The following is a 15,827-nucleotide window of genomic DNA, read 5'->3' as shown; positions in this document are numbered from 1 at the left end:
GTCATCCGTCAGCCCCGCCCCTGGCTGACGCACCCGTCTGGAGTCGACCGTGAAGACCCACCGCCTCGCCCTCGCCGCCACCGTCCTGCTCGCCACCACCGTCCTGACCGCCTGCGGCTCGTCCACCGACGGCGCCAAGGCCTCCGCCGACGGCGGGGGCAAGGCCGAGACGGTGCTGCGCCTGCCCGACCCGGGCAACAACGGATTCCTCGCCCTCGGCAAGAAGGACGGCTCGCTGGACCGGGCCCTCGCCGCCGTCCACGCCAAGGTCGCCTGGACCGGCAGCGCCGGGCCGTTCGCCCCCGCCGCCCAGGCGCTCTCCGCCGACCAACTGGACGTCGCCCAGGGCTCGATCACCTCGGCCGTCGCCGCACTCGCCCAGAAGCCAGGCTTCAAGCTGTTCGCCCAGACCGCCCCCGACGGCGTCGGCGAGGGGATCCTGGTGAAGAACGACTCCCCGATCAGGAGCGTCCAGGACCTGGTCGGACGGAAGGTCGCCGTCTCCCAGGGCGGCACCAGCGAGTACCTGCTGCTCAAGGCACTGGCGAAGAACAACGTGCCCGCCGACCGGGTCGAGCGCGTCTACCTGCGGGCCGACCAGACCTCGGGCGTCTTCAACTCCGGCCAGGTGGACGCCTGGGCCACCTGGAACACCTTCTCCACCCCGTCGATCGCCAACTCCGGCGCGCACTTCCTGGTGGACGGCAAGGAGGTCGGCTCCGACAACTACGCCGTCTGGGCGGTCCGCAACGGCTTCGCCGAGAAGCACCCCGAGGTGGTCGGGGCCTTCTACACCTACCTGCACGAGAACGGCCTGAAGGAGAAGGCCGACCCGGCCGGCTACCTCAACGTCTTCACCGACTCCGGGCCGACCGCCGTCACCGCCGCCGAGAAGGCCGTCGCGATCAACGTGGTCAGGCAGGGCGCCACCGCCGATGCCATCTCCGAGGCCGACACCGCCCGGTTCGCCACCGTCGCGGCGTTCTTCGCCGACCAGAAGGTCACCAAGCAGCTGGTCGACGTCAAGCCGTACCTGATCGACGTCAACGGGCTCGCGGGCGGTGCCAAGTGAGCGCCCCCGCCACCGAGACCCCGTCGGTGCCGGCGCAGCCCCCGGCCGACAACCCCGCCGGCCCTCGTGCCGATCCCGAAGGCACCGCCGTCGGCAATCCCGCCGGCCCTCCTGCCGATCCCGAAGGCACCGCCGCCGCCCTGGAGGCGGGCCTGGTCGCCCCCCGCACCCGGCTGCCCGCGCCCCGCCCGCGCGCCCTCGCCCTGGTCCTGCGCACCATCGGCCCGCTCGCCCTGCTCGGCGGCTGGGCCCTGGCCTCCGCCACCGGCGCGCTCACCCAGGACGTGCTCGCCTCGCCCGCCCAGGTCGCCGAGGCCGTCGGCGAGCTCTGGGGCAACGGCCAGCTCACCGACGCGCTCGCCGTCTCGCTCACCAGGGCCGGCCTCGGCCTGCTCCTCGGCGCCGCCACCGGCCTGGTGCTCGGCGTGGTCACCGGCTTCTTCCGGCTGGGCGAGGAACTGCTGGACTCCGCCGTCCAGGTGCTGCGGACCGTGCCGTTCCTGGCGCTGGTGCCGCTGTTCATGGTCTGGTTCGGCATCACCGAGACGGCCAAGATCGCCCTGATCGGCGTCGCCACCAGCTTCCCGATGTACGTCTCCACCTCCGGCGGCGTCCGCAACTCCGACCGCAAGCTGATCGAGGCGATGCGCAGCTTCGGCCTCGGCCGCTGGGCGATCGTGCGCACCGTCGTACTGCCCGGCGCACTGCCCGCGCTGCTCTCCGGGCTCCGGTTGTCCATGACCCTCAGCGTGATCGCGCTGATCGCCGCCGAGGAGATCAACTCCACCGAGGGCATCGGCTACCTGATGGCCCAGGCCCAGAACTACTCGCGCACCGACATCCTCGCCGTCTGCATCCTGGTCTACGGCCTGCTCGGCCTCGCCGCCGACGGCGTCGTCCGGCTGCTGGAGCGGTTCCTGATGCCCTGGCGCAAGGCCACCCAAGGAGCAGCCCGATGACCACCCTCGCGACCCCCGCCGTGCACCTGCGCGGACTGCGCCGGGTGTTCGGCACCCGGGCCGTCCTCGACGGCGTCGACCTCTCCATCGCCCGCGGCGAGTTCGTCGCCCTGCTCGGTGCCAGCGGCACCGGCAAGACCACCCTGCTGCGGATCCTTGGCGCACTGGACAAGGCCGACGCCGGCACCGTCCTCGTCCCGCCGGTGCGGACGGTGGTCTTCCAGGAGCCCCGACTGGTCCCGTCCAAGCGGGTGCTGGCCAATGTCACCGTCGGCCTGCCGCGCGGCGCGGCCACCCGGGATACCGGGCTCGCCGCGCTCGCCGAGGTCGGCCTGGAGAAGCACGCCGAGGCCTGGCCCGCCACGCTGTCCGGCGGCGAGGCACAGCGGGTGGCGCTCGCCAGGGCGCTCGTCCGCGAGCCCCAACTGCTGTTGCTGGACGAGCCGTTCGCCGCCCTGGACGCGCTCACCCGGCTGCGCATGCAGGACCTGGTCGGCGACCTCGTCCGCCGCCACCGGCCGGCCGTCCTACTGGTCACCCACGATGTCGAGGAGGCCGTCCGGCTCGCCGACCGGGTCGCCGTCCTGCGGGACGGCCGACTGGTCCGCGACGAGCACGTCACCGTCGACCGCCCCCGCGACCCGGCCGACCCGGCCTTCGCCGACCTGCGCCGCCGCCTGCTCGCCGACCTCGGCGTCCACTGACCCCTTCCGCTCGCCCAGCCCGCCCCAGCCCGCCCCCGCCCGCCCCCCTGGAGATCACCATGGCCATCACCCTCGGCGTCCACGCCAGCAACCCCTCGCTCTACTACCTCTCCCGCCTGACCTACCTGGACGAGGAGTTGGCCCCGCTCGGCGAGACCGGCGCGTTCCACCACTACACCGACGGCACCCGCACCGGCGAGCTGCTCGCCGACGGCACGATCGACTTCGGCGGCACCGGCTCGACCCCGCCGGTCACCGCCCAGGCCGCCGGCCACGACCTGGTGTACGCGGCGGTGTCTGAGCCCCGCCCCGACCACGGCGCCCTGCTGGTGCGCGCCGACGGACCGGTGCACGGCGTCGCCGACCTCAAGGGCGGCACCGTCGTCCTCGGCATCGGCTCCTGGCAGACCCACCTGCTCGCCAAGGCCCTGCACGCCGAGGGACTCTCCTACGCCGAGGACATCACCCCCGTACGCCCTGCGGCCGGCACCGACCCGGCGCAGCGGCTGCGCGACGGCGAGATCGCCGGCTGGATCGCCCAGGGCGCCGAACTCGCCGCCGCCCGCCGGGCCGGAGGGTTCCGCGAACTGATCCGGACCGGCGACGTCATCACCGACCGCTCGGTGTTCTTCACCCGCCGCGACTTCGCCACCGACCGCCCCGAGGCGGTCGCCGCGATCGGCGCGGCGCTGCGCCGGGCGGACGCCTGGGTGGCCGCCAACCTCGCCGAGGCCGCCGCGATCGCCGCCGCCGACCTCGGCGGCTCGGCCGAGGACTGGCGGAGCGCGCTGGCCGGCCTGCCCTGGCGGCTGGAGCCCGCCACCGCCGCCTTCGTCGCCGAGCAGCAGGAGGCCGCGGACATCTTCCACCAGGTCGGCTTCATCGACCGCGCGCTGACCGTCGCCGACGCCCATCTGCCCGCTCTGGAGGCCCCGGTGGCCGCCGCGCTCGCCAAGGCGGTCTGACCCGATGGCCTCCGAAGTCCTCTGGTACATCATCCCGCGCGAGGGCCACTACCCGTGGGAGCCGGCCGGCCGCCGCCCGGTCGACCTCCGCTACCTCCAGCAACTCGCGGGCAGCGTCGAGCGCCTGGGCTACACCGGCGCGCTGCTCGCGACGGACCTGTACGACGTCTGGGATCTCGGCAACGCGCTGGCCGCCGCCACTGGTCCGGCCTTCAAGCCGCTGCTGGCCGTCCACCCGGGACTGATTTCGCCCACCCTGCTGGCCAAGATGGCGCTCAGCTTCGACCATCTGCACGGCGGCCGGCTGCGGTTCAACGTGGTCAACGGCTCCACCGCGCAACTGCGCGAGTACGGCCTGGACGTCGAACACGACGACCGCTACCGGCTGAGCGCCGAGTACTGGTCGATCGTCAAGCGCCTCACCGCCGGCGAGGTCTTCGACCACAAGGGCGAGTTCTACGACCTGAGGAACGCCGGGGCGAGCCTGCGCGAGCTCACGCCCGTCCAGCCGGGCGGCATCCCGCTCTGGTTCGGCGGGAGTTCGGCGGCCGGCATCGAGATGGCCGCCGAACACGTCGACGTCTACCTCACCTGGGGCGAACCGCCGCACCTGCTCCGGGAGAAGCTGGACCTGGTCCGCGAGCGCGCCGCCGCGTACGGGCGCAGCCTGCGGATCGGGCTGCGGCTGCACCTGATCGTCCGCGACACCGAGGACGAGGCCTGGGCCGCCGCGGACCGGCTGCTCGATGTCACCAGCGAGGCCACCTACGCCCGCCAGTTGGGCGACACCCGGAGCGAGGACGGGGTCGGCTGGCAGCGGCAGTTCCGCCAGCACGGCGGCAAGGTCCCGGCCCGTGCACGGGAGTTGGAGACCCACCCGAACCTCTGGCCCGGGATGAGCCTGTTCCGGCCCGGGCCCGGCACGGCGGTGGTCGGCTCGACCGCCCAGGTGGTCGAGCGCCTCCAGGAGTTCGAGTCGCTCGGCGTGGACACCTTCATCCTTTCCGGCAACCCGCTGCTGGAGGAGGCCCACCGCGTCGCCGAGACCGTCCTGCCGGCGCTGGGCGTCAACCGCCGTTGATCAGCGGGGCGTTGACCGTCACCAGTGGTGCGGCTGCCGGGTACCGACCGCGGGTCGGGCACCCGGCAGCAGCGGGAACGGCACGGGGGAGGTCAGCGCCAGCCGGTGGGCGAAGCGCGCCATGCTCCGAAGGATGATCATCCGCACGGGGACTCCCGAGGTCTCGAAGGACGTGTGCGGACGGTACAACGCCCCGAGGCCCCCGCAGGTCACGTGGTGCGGCCCGGGAAGTCCGGGCCGCACCACGCACCCGCCGCCTCAGCGGCTGAGCGTGTCGATCTCCGCCAGCTCCTCGGCGGTCAGCGGGCCGCCGTTCAGCGCGTCGATGTTCTGGTCCAGCTGGGCGACGCTGCTCGCCCCGATGATCACCGACACCACCCGCGGGTCGCGCAGCACCCAGGAGAGCGCCAGCTGCGCCAGCGTCTGCCCGCGTCGCTCGGCCACCTTGTTCAGCGACCGCAGTTGCTCCAGCTTCGAGCCGGTCAGCGCCTCCTCCCGCAGGAAGTGCCCGACCGACATCCGGGAGCCGGCCGGCACCTCGCCGGACAGGTAGCGGTCGGTCAACAGGCCCTGGGCGAGCGGGGAGTACGCGATCAGGCTGGTCTGGGTGTCGCCGACGGCGTCCAGCACGCCCTCCTCGACGTACCGGTTGAGGATCGAGTACGAGCACTGGTTCATCAGCACCGGCGTGCCCAGGTCCCGCAGGATCGCCACGGCCTCCCGGTGCTGCTCCGCCGGGTAGTTGGAGATGCCCGCGTACAGCGCCTTGCCGGCGCGCACCGCCGAGTCCAGCGCGCCCATCGTCTCCTCCAGCGGAGTCTCCGGGTCGTGGCGGTGCGAGTAGAAGACGTCCACGTAGTCCAGGCCCATCCGGTCCAGCGACTGGTCCAGGCTGGCGAGCAGGTACTTGCGGCTGCCGCCGTCCCCGTAGGGGCCGGGCCACATGTCCCAGCCCGCCTTGGAGGCGATGAACAGCTCGTCCCGGTACGGGCGGAAGTCCTGCGCGAACAGGTGGCCGAAGTTGCGCTCGGCGCTGCCGTACGGCGGGCCGTAGTTGTTCGCCAGGTCGAAGTGGGTGATGCCCCGGTCGAAGGCGTGGCGCAGCACGGCCCGCTGCACCTCCAGCGGCTGGGCGTCACCGAAGTTGTGCCACAGGCCCAGCGAGACGGCGGGCAGCTGCACGCCACTGCGGCCGGCCCGGCGGAAGGTCATCGAGGCGTAGCGGTCATCCGCGGCGAGGTAGGTCATGTCGGACATCCTGCCAGCTGGGGGCGGCCCCCGGGAGGACCGAGCGCCGGCCCGCGGTATGGCGGTGCGCGGGGAGGACGCTACTCGCGCCCTGCCGCCACATGCAATACATTGATGAAAACTTTCTGAAGCTGCGTCATTCTTTTCCTGCAAGTTCGGTGCCCGATCCCGACTCGCCTGCGCCGCCCCACCCGTCGCCACCCGCTCCGGCCGCCCTGCCGGGGCGGCGGCCGTTCGCCCGTACCGGGCCGTTGACCTGCGGATATGCGGCGTTGGGCGGGCCCGGCGCACCCGGGTCCGCGCGCCGAGGCGCCCTGCTCGGGCCGGACTGTCCGGCCTGCTCCCGGCGGTGGCCGCCGCGATCGGACCGGACGCAACTATTGACACCACTTCTCTGCAAAGTGCTCAATAGGCAACACAGTTGAACATCTTTCAACACGTTGTGTGAGGAAAGGAGTCATCCGAGCCCGCCGCCGCGTTCGGCGCGGCTCACACCCCCGCCTGCCCCGCGTCTCCCCGTACCGCGTCTCCTCGTGCCGGCACCGCGCTGTGTCGGCATTGTGCTGTGTCGCCACCGCGCTGCGTCGACGCGGTGCTGTCCGGAACCGTGCTGTCTGGAACCGCCCTGTGCCGTCGGCGCGATCCCCGCGCGCCTGCAGCGGCGGCAGACGAGCCCGGGCGTGAGCGGGCACGGGTTGGCCGGCCTCTCCCGGCTGACGCGACCTCAGCCGCGCGTCGGATCCGACGCGTTCGCGGCCATGTTCCACCCCCCACGGAAGGGCGGTCGAAGCCGACCGTCCTCGAAACGAGGAACACCCCCACGAAAGGATCGATCGCGCATGCGTCGATTTCTTGCCTGTGCACTATCAGCCGTCCTCGCATCGGCCGGCACCGCGATCGCGCTTCCCGGCGCGCCCGCGATGGCGCAGTCGATGGCGGTGCAGCCGCCGGCTGCGCTGACGGCTGCGCCCTACGTGATCGAAGTCGAGAGCATGTCGCTGACCAACTTCGCGACGGAGACGGTGAACCACACCTGGAACGGCAACCCGGTCGACAACGTCACCTATGCCCGGGGCGCTTCAGGTCAGACCAGCACCGCCACCACGACGTTCAACGGCCCTGACGGCTCCTACGACCTCATCACGCGCTACAACGGCAGGACCGCGAGCGGGGTGACCTACCGGATCTCCGTGAACTCCACCCCCGTGGATTCCTGGGCGACCTCCCAGCGCAACGGCCGCGACTACACCGACCCGATGAACATCGACACCCGGACGTCGAGCAACGTGAGGCTCAAGGCCGGTGACGTCATCGAGCTGACGGCCACGTCGGCCGGCGAGGTGCCGCGCGTCGACCGGATCACCGTCCAGGCGCACGTGGGCCCGCCGACCAGTGCGCTGTCCATCGACTCGCCGAACGCGGCGCTGAAGGACGGCTTCAACTGGGGCAAGGACCGGGCCCTGGGCATGACGTTCTACCCGGGGAACCCGATGATGGGGCACGAACCCGAGTGGTGGCGCCTCCAGAACCCCACGCACACGGCGGTGGCCCCCGGCTACTGGGGCGCCTACACCAACCGGGAGTCGTACTACAACCGGGACATCGCCCACCAGTCGGACGGCGCGCACGCCCTCGGCCTGGACGCCGAGACGTTCAACATGATGAGGACCTTCGCCGGCGACGCCGACGATCCGGGCCAGAACGGCTGGCCGCTGTGGGCGCACAGCTCCTCCGGTGCCATGTACTACATCGACGGCACCGGATTCCGTGAACTGCCCTCGCCGTTCAACCTGATGACCAAGGCGTACAAGCAGTACCAGTGGACGGGCAACGCGGACTGGATCAACGATCCGACCCTTTCCGCGTACTACGACTCGACGATGGGCCCGTTCCTGGCCGGCCACGAGGTCACCTGGAACGACGCGGACCCGTCGAGCGAGCAGCCGGTCTCCAGGAAGCAGCCCGGGGAGTACACGGCGACGTTCTTCGAGTTCCCGAACGAGAACCTCGTCTCCGCAGCCGATTCGCTCGGGTACCAGTACCAGTCGATGCTGGCCTACTCGGCGATCCTGAAGGCCAAGGGCGACACCGCCAACAGCACGAAGTGGGCCGACCGCGCCCAGCGGGTGCGCGACCAGTTCGAGCGGAACTGGTGGGACGCGTCGAACAACCGGTACATGCGCGGCAAGGACGCCGCCGGTACGGGTTACAGCAGTTGGGGGCACGAGGCCAGCTTCCTGATGATGCTGACGGGCCTGGGCGACCAGGGCGCCAGGACCAGCGGCTACCTGGACTTCATCGCCGCCAACGACGACGACCTGAACGTCGAGGCGACCTCCTACCTGCCGGAGATGTACTACCAGTACAACCGGTCCGAGGAGGGCTGGGGCTGGCTCAAGAAGCTGATGGCGGGTAAGAACAACTACCCCGAGGTGTCCTTCCTGGCGGTCAGCAGCGTCATCGACGGCATGATGGGCGTACAGCCGGACGCCCCGAACGACAAGGTGGCCACCGTCTCGCGGCTGACGGCCGAGACGCCGTGGGTGGAGATCGACCACCTCAAGGTCGGGGACAACGACCTGAAGCTCAAGCACACCGGTACGACCGGCTCCACGCTGACCAACAACTCCGGCGGCACCGTCAACTGGGAGGCCCAGTTCTACGGCACTCCCGCCACCATCACCGTGAACGGCGTCGCGCAGACGCCGCAGACCAAGTCGCTGTACGGCAAGACGGTGTCCTACGTGACCGTGCCGGTGGTCGGCGGCGCGTCCGTGACCGCGACCGCCGGGGCGGCGGGCGGCGACACCACGGCTCCCACCGCGCCGACCGGACTCACGGCGGGCAACGTGACGTCGAGCAGCGTCGGCCTGTCGTGGACGGCGTCGACCGACAACGTCGGCGTGACCGGCTACGACATCTACCGAGGCACCACCCGAGTCGGCTCCTCGACGGGTGCCGCGTACACCGCGACGGGGCTGACGGCCTCGACGGCGTACACCTTCACGGTGAAGGCGGTCGACGCCGCCGGGAACGCCTCCGGGGCCAGCAACAGCGTCGCCGTCTCCACCGCCACCAGCGGAAGCGGCCAGACGGTCGACCTGAGCGACCTCACCTGGAGCAACGCCAGCAGCGGCTCCGGCACAGTGCACAAGGACAGGAGTGTCGACTCCAACCCGATCAAGCTGAACGGCACCGCGTATCCGAAGGGGATCGGGACGCATGCCGACAGTGTGATCACCTACACGCTGGACGGCGGTTACTCGCGGTTCCAGTCGGACGTGGGCGTGGATGACGAGGTCGGTGCGAACTCGTCGGTCAGGTTCGAGGTGTGGGGTGACGGGGTCAAGTTGTACGGGAGCCCGGCGGTGATGACGCCGTCGAGTGCGACCGCGTCGATCGATGTCGGTATCGCGGGTGTGAAGTCGCTGGTGCTGAAGGTGACGGACGCGGGTGACGGCATCAACAGCGACCACGCCGACTGGGCCGGGGCCAAGATCGTCGGGGGCTCCCAGGCGCCGACGGCCCTCAGCGAGCTGGACTGGACGGGTACCCCCACGATCGGGTGGGGCGCCGTGCACAAGGACAGGAGCGTCGAGTCCAACCCGATCAAGCTGAACGGCACCGCGTATCCGAAGGGGATCGGGACGCATGCCGACAGTGTGATCACGTACACGCTGGACGGCGGTTACTCGCGGTTCCAGTCGGACGTGGGCGTGGATGACGAGGTCGGTGCGAATGCGACGGTCAGGTTCGAGGTGTGGGGTGACGGGGTCAAGTTGTACGGGAGCCCGGCGGTGATGACGCCGTCGAGTGCGACCGCGTCGATCGATGTCGGTATCGCGGGTGTGAAGTCGCTGGTGCTGAAGGTGACGGATGCGGGTGACGGCATCAACAGCGACCACGCCGACTGGGCCGGGGTCAAGCTGGTCCGGTAGTACCGACTCCACGCCGGCGGGCCGCTCCAGGTGGCCCGCCGGCGTGGGGCGTCCGGGCCTCGGACCGTGTCCCGCCCGTGGCGGCGCCGCCGTCCGCCCCCGGGATCGGTCAGGGGGCGGGCGCCGGGTGCACCCCGGAGGAGATCCAGGTCTCGACCCGGAGCACCGCCGCCATCGCGCCGAAGGCGAGCAGCCGGGTCAACGCGCCGTCACCCCCGTCCGTACCGCCTCCGTCAGCACCGCCTCCGAGGCCTGCTTGGCCTGCTCGGCGCGCCTGGGCCGCCCGCCAGGCGGCCACGTCCCCGTCCGTGATCCGGTACGGGGCAAGCGCGGCCAGCAGTGCCAGCCGGGCCCCCGGGCGGTCGAGCTCCGGGAGGCCGGCCACCGCCGCGCCGGTCGGGTCGCCGCCTAGCTGCGGATGCCCGCCGTCCCAGTCCGCCACGGCGCCGACCACCGCGGCCCGGGCCCCGGCGTCCAGAAGTTCGCCGCCGGCCGTGGCGGCGGCGCGCAGGGCCAGGTAGGCGGTGCCGATCGGGCCCTCCCCGGCCCAGGCGGGCGGCGGGCCGACCGGCGGGGGCCCGGCGAGAACGGCGAGGCCGGCTCCGGGCGCCGGGTTGCGCCGAGCAGCGGACCCGATGGTCAGGGCCGCGGCCCGCCGGACGTACTGCGAGCGGCGCACTGCGCTCGGCAGCAACGCCTCCTCGTCGAGCAGCGAGGTCACCATCCGGTTGATGAAGTGGGTGACCAGTGCCGTTCCGACGAACTCGGGGGTCTGCGCGGGCGGGAACGGCGGGGTGCTCGGGAACGGGGTGCCGGGGGAGCGGGTGGCGGCCGCCCAGTCGAGCAGGGCGGCGCGGCGCCGATCGGCGGGCGCCCGGCCGGCCCGGGCGGCTTCGGCCAGCTCGTGGGCGCCGGCGCCGTGCGCGAGCAGGGCGTGCGCCTCGGTACAGAACGGGCAGCGGTTGGCCAGCGAGACGGTGCTCGCCACGGCCTCCTTGTCCGCGCGTGCCGCGGTGCCCACGATCTCGGCCTCGCGCAGCAGCGCCCAGGTGGCGGCCAACACCTCGGGGGCGGGGGAGAGGCTCATCAGCGGGCCGTCGGCGAGCAGGAAGTCCGCCTTCATCTGCGTGTAGACGGCGGCCACCTGGCCGGTGGCGGACTTCTGCGGGACGGGCGTGGTGTGGCGGTAGGGCCTGGGCATGCGGGTTCCCCTCCAGATGGCAAGGCCATGGGCGGTATCGCAACTCCCCGTTGCGATACGCGATACGGTGAGGGTGTCACGCCCCTTGTCGTAACGCAACCAGGAGTTGCAATGCCGTCCGATTCCCGCGCGCCCGGGCCTCACGTGTCCGGGCCTCACGCCTCCGATCCCCGCACCTCCGAGCCCCGCGCCGCCGAGCCCCGCGTCGCCGAGCCGCAGGTGCCCGAGCCCCACCCGTCCGGCGCCGCGTCCGGTGGCTCCGCGGTGGCGCGGCGGCCGGTGGTCGGGCGGGGGGAGAAGGTGCGGGCGGCGGTCCTGGAGGCGACGCTCGCCGAGCTCGCCGAGATGCGCTACGCCGCGCTCACCGTCGACGGGGTCGCCCGGCGGGCGGGCGTCCACAAGACCACGGTCTACCGGCGCTGGAAGGACCGGGACGCGCTGATCGTCGACGCCCTGACCGGGCAGCTCGCGGCGGACATCCCGATCCCCGACACCGGCACGATCGAGGGCGACCTGTGTGCCCTCGCCCGCGGCCTGGCCGCCTGGCTGGGCGGGCCGTCCGGCGCGGCGGTGCTCGCCGTGATGCTGTCGGAGGCCGTCCAGGCGCCGGGGGTCGCCGAGGCCCGGGCACGGATCTTCGAGGACCGGCTGCGCCGCGCCGAACCGGTCGTCGTACGGGCCGTCGGGCGCGGCGAGCTGCCCGCCGGGGTCGATCCGGCCGAGGTCGTCAAGGCCCTGGCCGCACCGCTCTACTTCCGGGTGCTGATCACCGCCGAGCCGGTCGACGACGCGGCCGCCGACCGGGCCGTCGCCGCAGCCCTCGCGGCCGCCCGGCACGGCGCGTTCGGCTGACGCGCCGTCGACCGGCCGACCCGGGGTGCTCGGCACCGTGGCGAAAGGGCCGGTGCCACCCGGCACGGGCCCTTCGCGCTGCCGCGGGTGGTCGCGGTCGGACGCGGGTGGTCACATGTGGGTGCCGCCGTCGATCCGGATCTCGGTGCCGGTGATGAAGGCGCCGTCGTCCGAGGCGAGCATGGCGATCACGCCGGCCACCGTCTCGGGGCCGGCGAAGCCCTGGCCGAGGGCGGGGGAGAGCTTGCCGAGCAGGCTGAAGTCGGCGTCCGCGGGCAGGCCCGGGTTGTTGGTCATGCCGCTGTCGATGCTGCCCGGCGCGACGCAGGCCGCGCGCAGGCCCTGCTTGGCGTACTCGGCCGCGATCGCGTGGGTGAAGGACTGGATGCCGCCCTTGGTCGCGGCGTACGCGGCCATGTAGGGGTGGGCGAAGGTCGCGGAGGTGGAGCTGAAGTTGACCACCACGCCTCGGCCGCCGGCGAGCAGGGCGGGCAGCGCCTCCCGGGTCATCAGGAAGGTGCCGGTCAGGTTGACCGCGAGCAGCTTGTTCCAGAACTCCAGGCTGGTCTCGTGGGTGTGCGAGGAGCGCAGGATGCCGGCCGCGTTCACCAGGACGTCCAGGCCGCCGAGCCCGGCCACCGCCTCGGCCACGGCCGTGCGGACGGCGGCCTCGTCGGAGACGTCCAGTACCGTGACGGCGAGCCGGTCGGCGGTGCCGTCGGCGTGCGCGCGGTCCAGGGTCTTCTTGAGGCCGTCCTCGTTGACGTCCACCGCGACGACCCGGCCGCCCTCGGCGAGGATCCGGTGCACGGTGGCCTGGCCGATGCCCGAGCCGCCGCCGGTGATCAGGACGTTCCGTCCGCTGAAGCGCTCCATGGTGGTACTCCGTTTCGTTCGTGGCCTCTCGACCTCGACTGACACGGTACGCCCAAGTGGCACAACGTGCCAATAAGTCATGATGTGCCATATCGGCGCAGCGTGCCGAATTGGCATGTCGTGTCATCAGGGCGTTCTGCGACCTGGGCGTCGCGCGCCAGAACGGCATGCCGTGCCACTCCGCCGGAACGTGCCTTTTCTGGCATGACGTGCCCAGATGGCACGTTGCGCCATCACGGCGCGCAGCCGCGTAGGCTGATCTCCGTGACCGGACGCCCCACCCTGAATCAGCGCCGCCGTGACGACACCCGGCTGGAGATCGCCCGCACCGCAGCCGCGCTCTTCGCCGAGCGCGGGGTCGAGGCGACCACCGCCGAGGAGATCGCCGTCACCTCCGGCATCTCGCTGCGCACCTTCTACCGCTATTTCCGGGTCAAGGAGGAGGCCGTCGCCCCGCTGCTGGCGGCCGGCGGGCGCCGTTGGGTGCTGCTGTTCGCCGAGAGCTCGGCCGATCTGCCGGTGCGCGAGGCCCTGGAGCGCTCCGCGGTGGAGTCCCTCACGCCGGTCGACGACCAGGCGATCGAGGCCATGCACTGGACCCGTGACCTGCTGCGGGACGCCAGGCTGGACGCGGTCTGGCAGCGGGTGCACGGCGACTCGGAGGAGCGGCTGCGCGCGGTGCTCACCGCCCGCTGCCCCCGGGGGACCGACCAGCTGGAGATCCGGTTGGCGGCCGCCGCCGCGACCGTCGCCATCCGGGTGGCCCTGGAGGAGTGGGCGTTCTCGGACGCCCCCGCCGCCGGCCCGGGCTCCCCGCAGGAACTCGGCGCCCGCTGCATGCGCGAACTCACCGCCGGCCTCCGCCTCTGGGCCCTGATCGCCTGAGGCCCGCCGCCCGCGCGCCGACCGGGAAGGGCCTGATGCCCGCCGCGCCGGTGCCTGACGCTCCGTCCGCGGCTCGCTCGCCGCGGACGGAGCGTCAGGCGCCGAGAGCGCGATCCCTGCCCGACCCCTGTGACGCTCCCCACGTCACCCCCGACCCCCGTACTTCGATCCCCGCTGGTCGGCGGGTCCGGACGGCCACTTCGGAGCGCTAGGGTTGGTTGGTTGTTGATCGTGCCTCGGCGCAGGCCCCCGTCCTTCGAACGGGGGAACCGGGGCGGCCGTCCTGGGTGTCCTAGCTGCGGGGGCGGGCAGTTCGAGGCGTGGGAGCAAGTAGGACATGGGTCTGACGAGCCACAAGGTGCTGGCGCTGACCGTACTGATCGCCGTTGCGGTGATGGCCAGCACGGTCTGGCTGTGGCCGAGGCTGGCGAAGCGCAACTGGCAGGCGGTGCTCGGCCGGATCGGCGCCCTGCTCGCCACCCAGCTCACCGTGCTCGCGGCGCTCGGCCTGGTGGCGAACAACTACTTCGCCTTCTACAGCAGCTGGGACGACCTGCTCGGCACCGGCGACAACGGCCCGGTCACCATCCAGAACAAGGTGGACGCCTCCGGCCGCCTCCAGGTGGAGACCATCGGCCACGCGGCCGTCCAGGGCGGCGGGGCGCTCGGCCGGGACCCCAAGCAGTCCGGTGAGATCCGCGAGATCCGGATCGACGGCGCCACCACCCGCCTCTCCACCGAGGGGTACGTCTACCTGCCGCCGCAGTACTTCCAGCCGGAGTACGCGCAGAAGCAGTTCCCGGCGGTCGTCGTCAGCACCGGCTTCCCGGGGATCGCCAAGAACCTGGTGACCCGGCTCAACTACCCCGGCGCGGCGCTCAAGCTGCTGCAGGAGGGGCGGATGCAGCCGACCGTGATGGTGCTGGTGCGGCCGTCGCCCGCGCTGCCGCAGGACACCGAGTGCGAGGACATCCCGGGCGGCGCCCAGTCCGAGGCGTACTTCGTCAAGGACGTCCCGTCCGCCATCCAGGCGTCCTTCCGGGTCTCCGGCGACCCGCAGGCCTGGGGCTTCATGGGCAACTCGACCGGCGGCTACTGCGCCCTCAAGCTGGCCATGCGCCACCCGGAGGTCTTCCCGACCGCCGTCTCGCTCTCCGGCTACTACCAGGCCGCCGACGACCCGACCACCGGCGACCTCTTCAAGGGCAGTCACCAGCGCCGTGACGAGGCCGACCTGATGTGGCGTCTGAAGAACCTGCCGCACCCCAAGGTGTCCGTGCTGCTGGCCGGCACCAGGGAGGGCGACGGCGAGTACCGCCGCGAGACGGAGGCGTTCATCGCGGCCGCGCACAGCCCGATGAAGGTCTCGTACAGCATGCTGCAGACCGGCGGCCACAACTTCGAGACCTGGAGCAAGCTGCTGCCGTCCTCGCTCGAGTGGCTGTCCCAGCACCTCAAGGTGCCGGCCGACACCGTCTGAGCCACCCGACCCCGCGCAGACCCCACCGAACGCCCGCACCGAACGCCGGCACCGGACGCCCGCACCGAACGCCGGCACCGGACACCCGCACCGAACACCGGCACCGGACACCCGCCCGAAGACGGCCACCGCCCGGGACCGACACCGCCCGGGAACGACACCGCCGGCCCGGGCAAGCGCCAGGGCCGGCGGTGGTCCGTCGAGGCCCGGCAGGTCAGGCGACCGGCTCCAGCGTCCCGGTGTGCAGCTCGCCGACCCGGCCGCCCTCGCCCTCGTACGTCCAGAAGGCGCGCACCGTCAGCTTGCCGAGGTCCATGACGTGGCTGACGGTGATACCGCTCTGCTCGGTCCAGCTGACGAAGTACACCTGGGGGCCGACCTCGGCCACGTGCAGCGCGACGTCCTCCCACTGGCCGGCCGACTCGCCGAGGCCCTCCCAGCGCAGCCGCTTGCCGTCGGCCGAGTAGGCGTTGCGGAACGCCGCGCCGTTGTCGACCTGGAAGAGGTAGGTGCGGCCGGCGAAGGCGGGCAGGGACGCGGTCATGGCTGGGCTGGTCCTCGTTGTC

Annotated in this window: 13 protein-coding genes; 9 read left to right on the top strand and 4 right to left on the bottom strand. The window is 72.3% G+C overall.

Translation table 11 applies throughout. The features are described 5' to 3' along the window. Positions 1-49: 49 nt before the first annotated feature. From ACGFZP_RS12420 to ACGFZP_RS12400, 5 genes are all read left to right on the top strand, one after another. Complete coding sequence (locus tag ACGFZP_RS12420) at positions 50-1,072, top strand: ABC transporter substrate-binding protein (protein WP_392931401.1); 1,023 nt, start codon at positions 50-52, stop codon at positions 1,070-1,072. Positions 1,073-1,212: 140 nt separating this feature from the next. Beyond that, positions 1,213-2,031, top strand: coding sequence for an ABC transporter permease (locus tag ACGFZP_RS12415; protein WP_392932230.1), 819 nt, complete (start codon positions 1,213-1,215; stop codon positions 2,029-2,031). Next, positions 2,028-2,735 carry an ABC transporter ATP-binding protein gene (locus ACGFZP_RS12410; RefSeq protein ID WP_392931399.1) on the top strand — a complete coding sequence of 236 codons (708 nt, stop codon included), beginning with the start codon at positions 2,028-2,030 and terminating at the stop codon, positions 2,733-2,735. Before ACGFZP_RS12415 ends, ACGFZP_RS12410 begins: the two co-directional genes overlap by 4 nt. A 59-nt stretch (positions 2,736-2,794) precedes the next feature. Then, positions 2,795-3,700 (top strand): ABC transporter substrate-binding protein, encoded by a 906-nt coding sequence (locus ACGFZP_RS12405; protein WP_392931398.1) that lies wholly within the window; start codon positions 2,795-2,797, stop codon positions 3,698-3,700. 4 nt (positions 3,701-3,704) lie between these two features. Further along, positions 3,705-4,781, top strand: coding sequence for an LLM class flavin-dependent oxidoreductase (locus tag ACGFZP_RS12400; protein WP_392931396.1), 1,077 nt, complete (start codon positions 3,705-3,707; stop codon positions 4,779-4,781). A 258-nt stretch (positions 4,782-5,039) separates the two neighbouring features. On the opposite strand, the gene ACGFZP_RS12395 is transcribed toward ACGFZP_RS12400, so the two are convergent. Beyond that, a complete protein-coding gene (locus tag ACGFZP_RS12395; protein ID WP_392931394.1) occupies positions 5,040-6,029 on the bottom strand; it encodes an aldo/keto reductase in 990 nt (329 codons plus the stop codon). An 839-nt stretch (positions 6,030-6,868) separates the two neighbouring features. On the opposite strand from ACGFZP_RS12395, the gene ACGFZP_RS12390 reads away from it, so the two are divergent. Then, positions 6,869-9,967: an NPCBM/NEW2 domain-containing protein gene (locus ACGFZP_RS12390; RefSeq protein ID WP_392931392.1), complete on the top strand. Its 3,099-nt coding sequence runs from the start codon at positions 6,869-6,871 to the stop codon at positions 9,965-9,967. Between the two features lie 109 nt (positions 9,968-10,076). On the opposite strand, the gene ACGFZP_RS12385 is transcribed toward ACGFZP_RS12390, so the two are convergent. Further along, the gene (locus ACGFZP_RS12385; protein ID WP_392931390.1) at positions 10,077-11,168 is read right to left on the bottom strand and encodes a DNA-binding protein; all 1,092 of its coding nucleotides are present in this window, start codon (positions 11,166-11,168) and stop codon (positions 10,077-10,079) included. Between the two features lie 144 nt (positions 11,169-11,312). On the opposite strand from ACGFZP_RS12385, the gene ACGFZP_RS12380 reads away from it, so the two are divergent. After that, positions 11,313-12,020, top strand: coding sequence for a TetR/AcrR family transcriptional regulator (locus ACGFZP_RS12380; RefSeq protein ID WP_392931388.1), 708 nt, complete (start codon positions 11,313-11,315; stop codon positions 12,018-12,020). Positions 12,021-12,131: 111 nt separating this feature from the next. Here ACGFZP_RS12380 and ACGFZP_RS12375 read toward each other — a convergent pair whose 3' ends face one another. Then, positions 12,132-12,896 (bottom strand): SDR family NAD(P)-dependent oxidoreductase, encoded by a 765-nt coding sequence (locus ACGFZP_RS12375; RefSeq protein WP_392931386.1) that lies wholly within the window; start codon positions 12,894-12,896, stop codon positions 12,132-12,134. A gap of 258 nt (positions 12,897-13,154) precedes the next feature. On the opposite strand from ACGFZP_RS12375, the gene ACGFZP_RS12370 reads away from it, so the two are divergent. Both ACGFZP_RS12370 and ACGFZP_RS12365 read left to right on the top strand, forming a co-directional pair. Then, complete coding sequence (locus tag ACGFZP_RS12370) at positions 13,155-13,781, top strand: TetR/AcrR family transcriptional regulator (RefSeq protein WP_392932228.1); 627 nt, start codon at positions 13,155-13,157, stop codon at positions 13,779-13,781. Between the two features lie 337 nt (positions 13,782-14,118). Beyond that, positions 14,119-15,261 (top strand): alpha/beta hydrolase, encoded by a 1,143-nt coding sequence (locus tag ACGFZP_RS12365; protein ID WP_392931384.1) that lies wholly within the window; start codon positions 14,119-14,121, stop codon positions 15,259-15,261. A 214-nt stretch (positions 15,262-15,475) separates the two neighbouring features. On the opposite strand, the gene ACGFZP_RS12360 is transcribed toward ACGFZP_RS12365, so the two are convergent. After that, a complete protein-coding gene (locus tag ACGFZP_RS12360) occupies positions 15,476-15,805 on the bottom strand; it encodes a MoaF N-terminal domain-containing protein (protein WP_387945892.1) in 330 nt (109 codons plus the stop codon). Between the last annotated feature and the right edge of the window lie 22 nt (positions 15,806-15,827).

This window comes from Kitasatospora sp. NPDC048239, assembly GCF_043202015.1.
Classification (GTDB): domain Bacteria; phylum Actinomycetota; class Actinomycetes; order Streptomycetales; family Streptomycetaceae; genus Kitasatospora.
This window is presented reverse-complemented; position numbering and strand designations above follow the sequence as displayed.

Bases quoted from the DNA above. Each gene is read 5' to 3' on its own strand.
- ACGFZP_RS12400 (WP_392931396.1), top strand. From the start codon at position 3,705: ATGGCCTCCGAAGTCCTCTGGTACATCATCCCGCGCGAGGGCCACTAC.
- ACGFZP_RS12385 (WP_392931390.1), bottom strand. From the start codon at position 11,168: ATGCCCAGGCCCTACCGCCACACCACGCCCGTCCCGCAGAAGTCCGCC.
- ACGFZP_RS12365 (WP_392931384.1), top strand. From the start codon at position 14,119: ATGGGTCTGACGAGCCACAAGGTGCTGGCGCTGACCGTACTGATCGCC.
- ACGFZP_RS12410 (WP_392931399.1), top strand. From the start codon at position 2,028: ATGACCACCCTCGCGACCCCCGCCGTGCACCTGCGCGGACTGCGCCGG.
- ACGFZP_RS12395 (WP_392931394.1), bottom strand. From the start codon at position 6,029: ATGACCTACCTCGCCGCGGATGACCGCTACGCCTCGATGACCTTCCGC.
- ACGFZP_RS12375 (WP_392931386.1), bottom strand. From the start codon at position 12,896: ATGGAGCGCTTCAGCGGACGGAACGTCCTGATCACCGGCGGCGGCTCG.
- ACGFZP_RS12390 (WP_392931392.1), top strand. From the start codon at position 6,869: ATGCGTCGATTTCTTGCCTGTGCACTATCAGCCGTCCTCGCATCGGCC.
- ACGFZP_RS12405 (WP_392931398.1), top strand. From the start codon at position 2,795: ATGGCCATCACCCTCGGCGTCCACGCCAGCAACCCCTCGCTCTACTAC.
- ACGFZP_RS12360 (WP_387945892.1), bottom strand. From the start codon at position 15,805: ATGACCGCGTCCCTGCCCGCCTTCGCCGGCCGCACCTACCTCTTCCAG.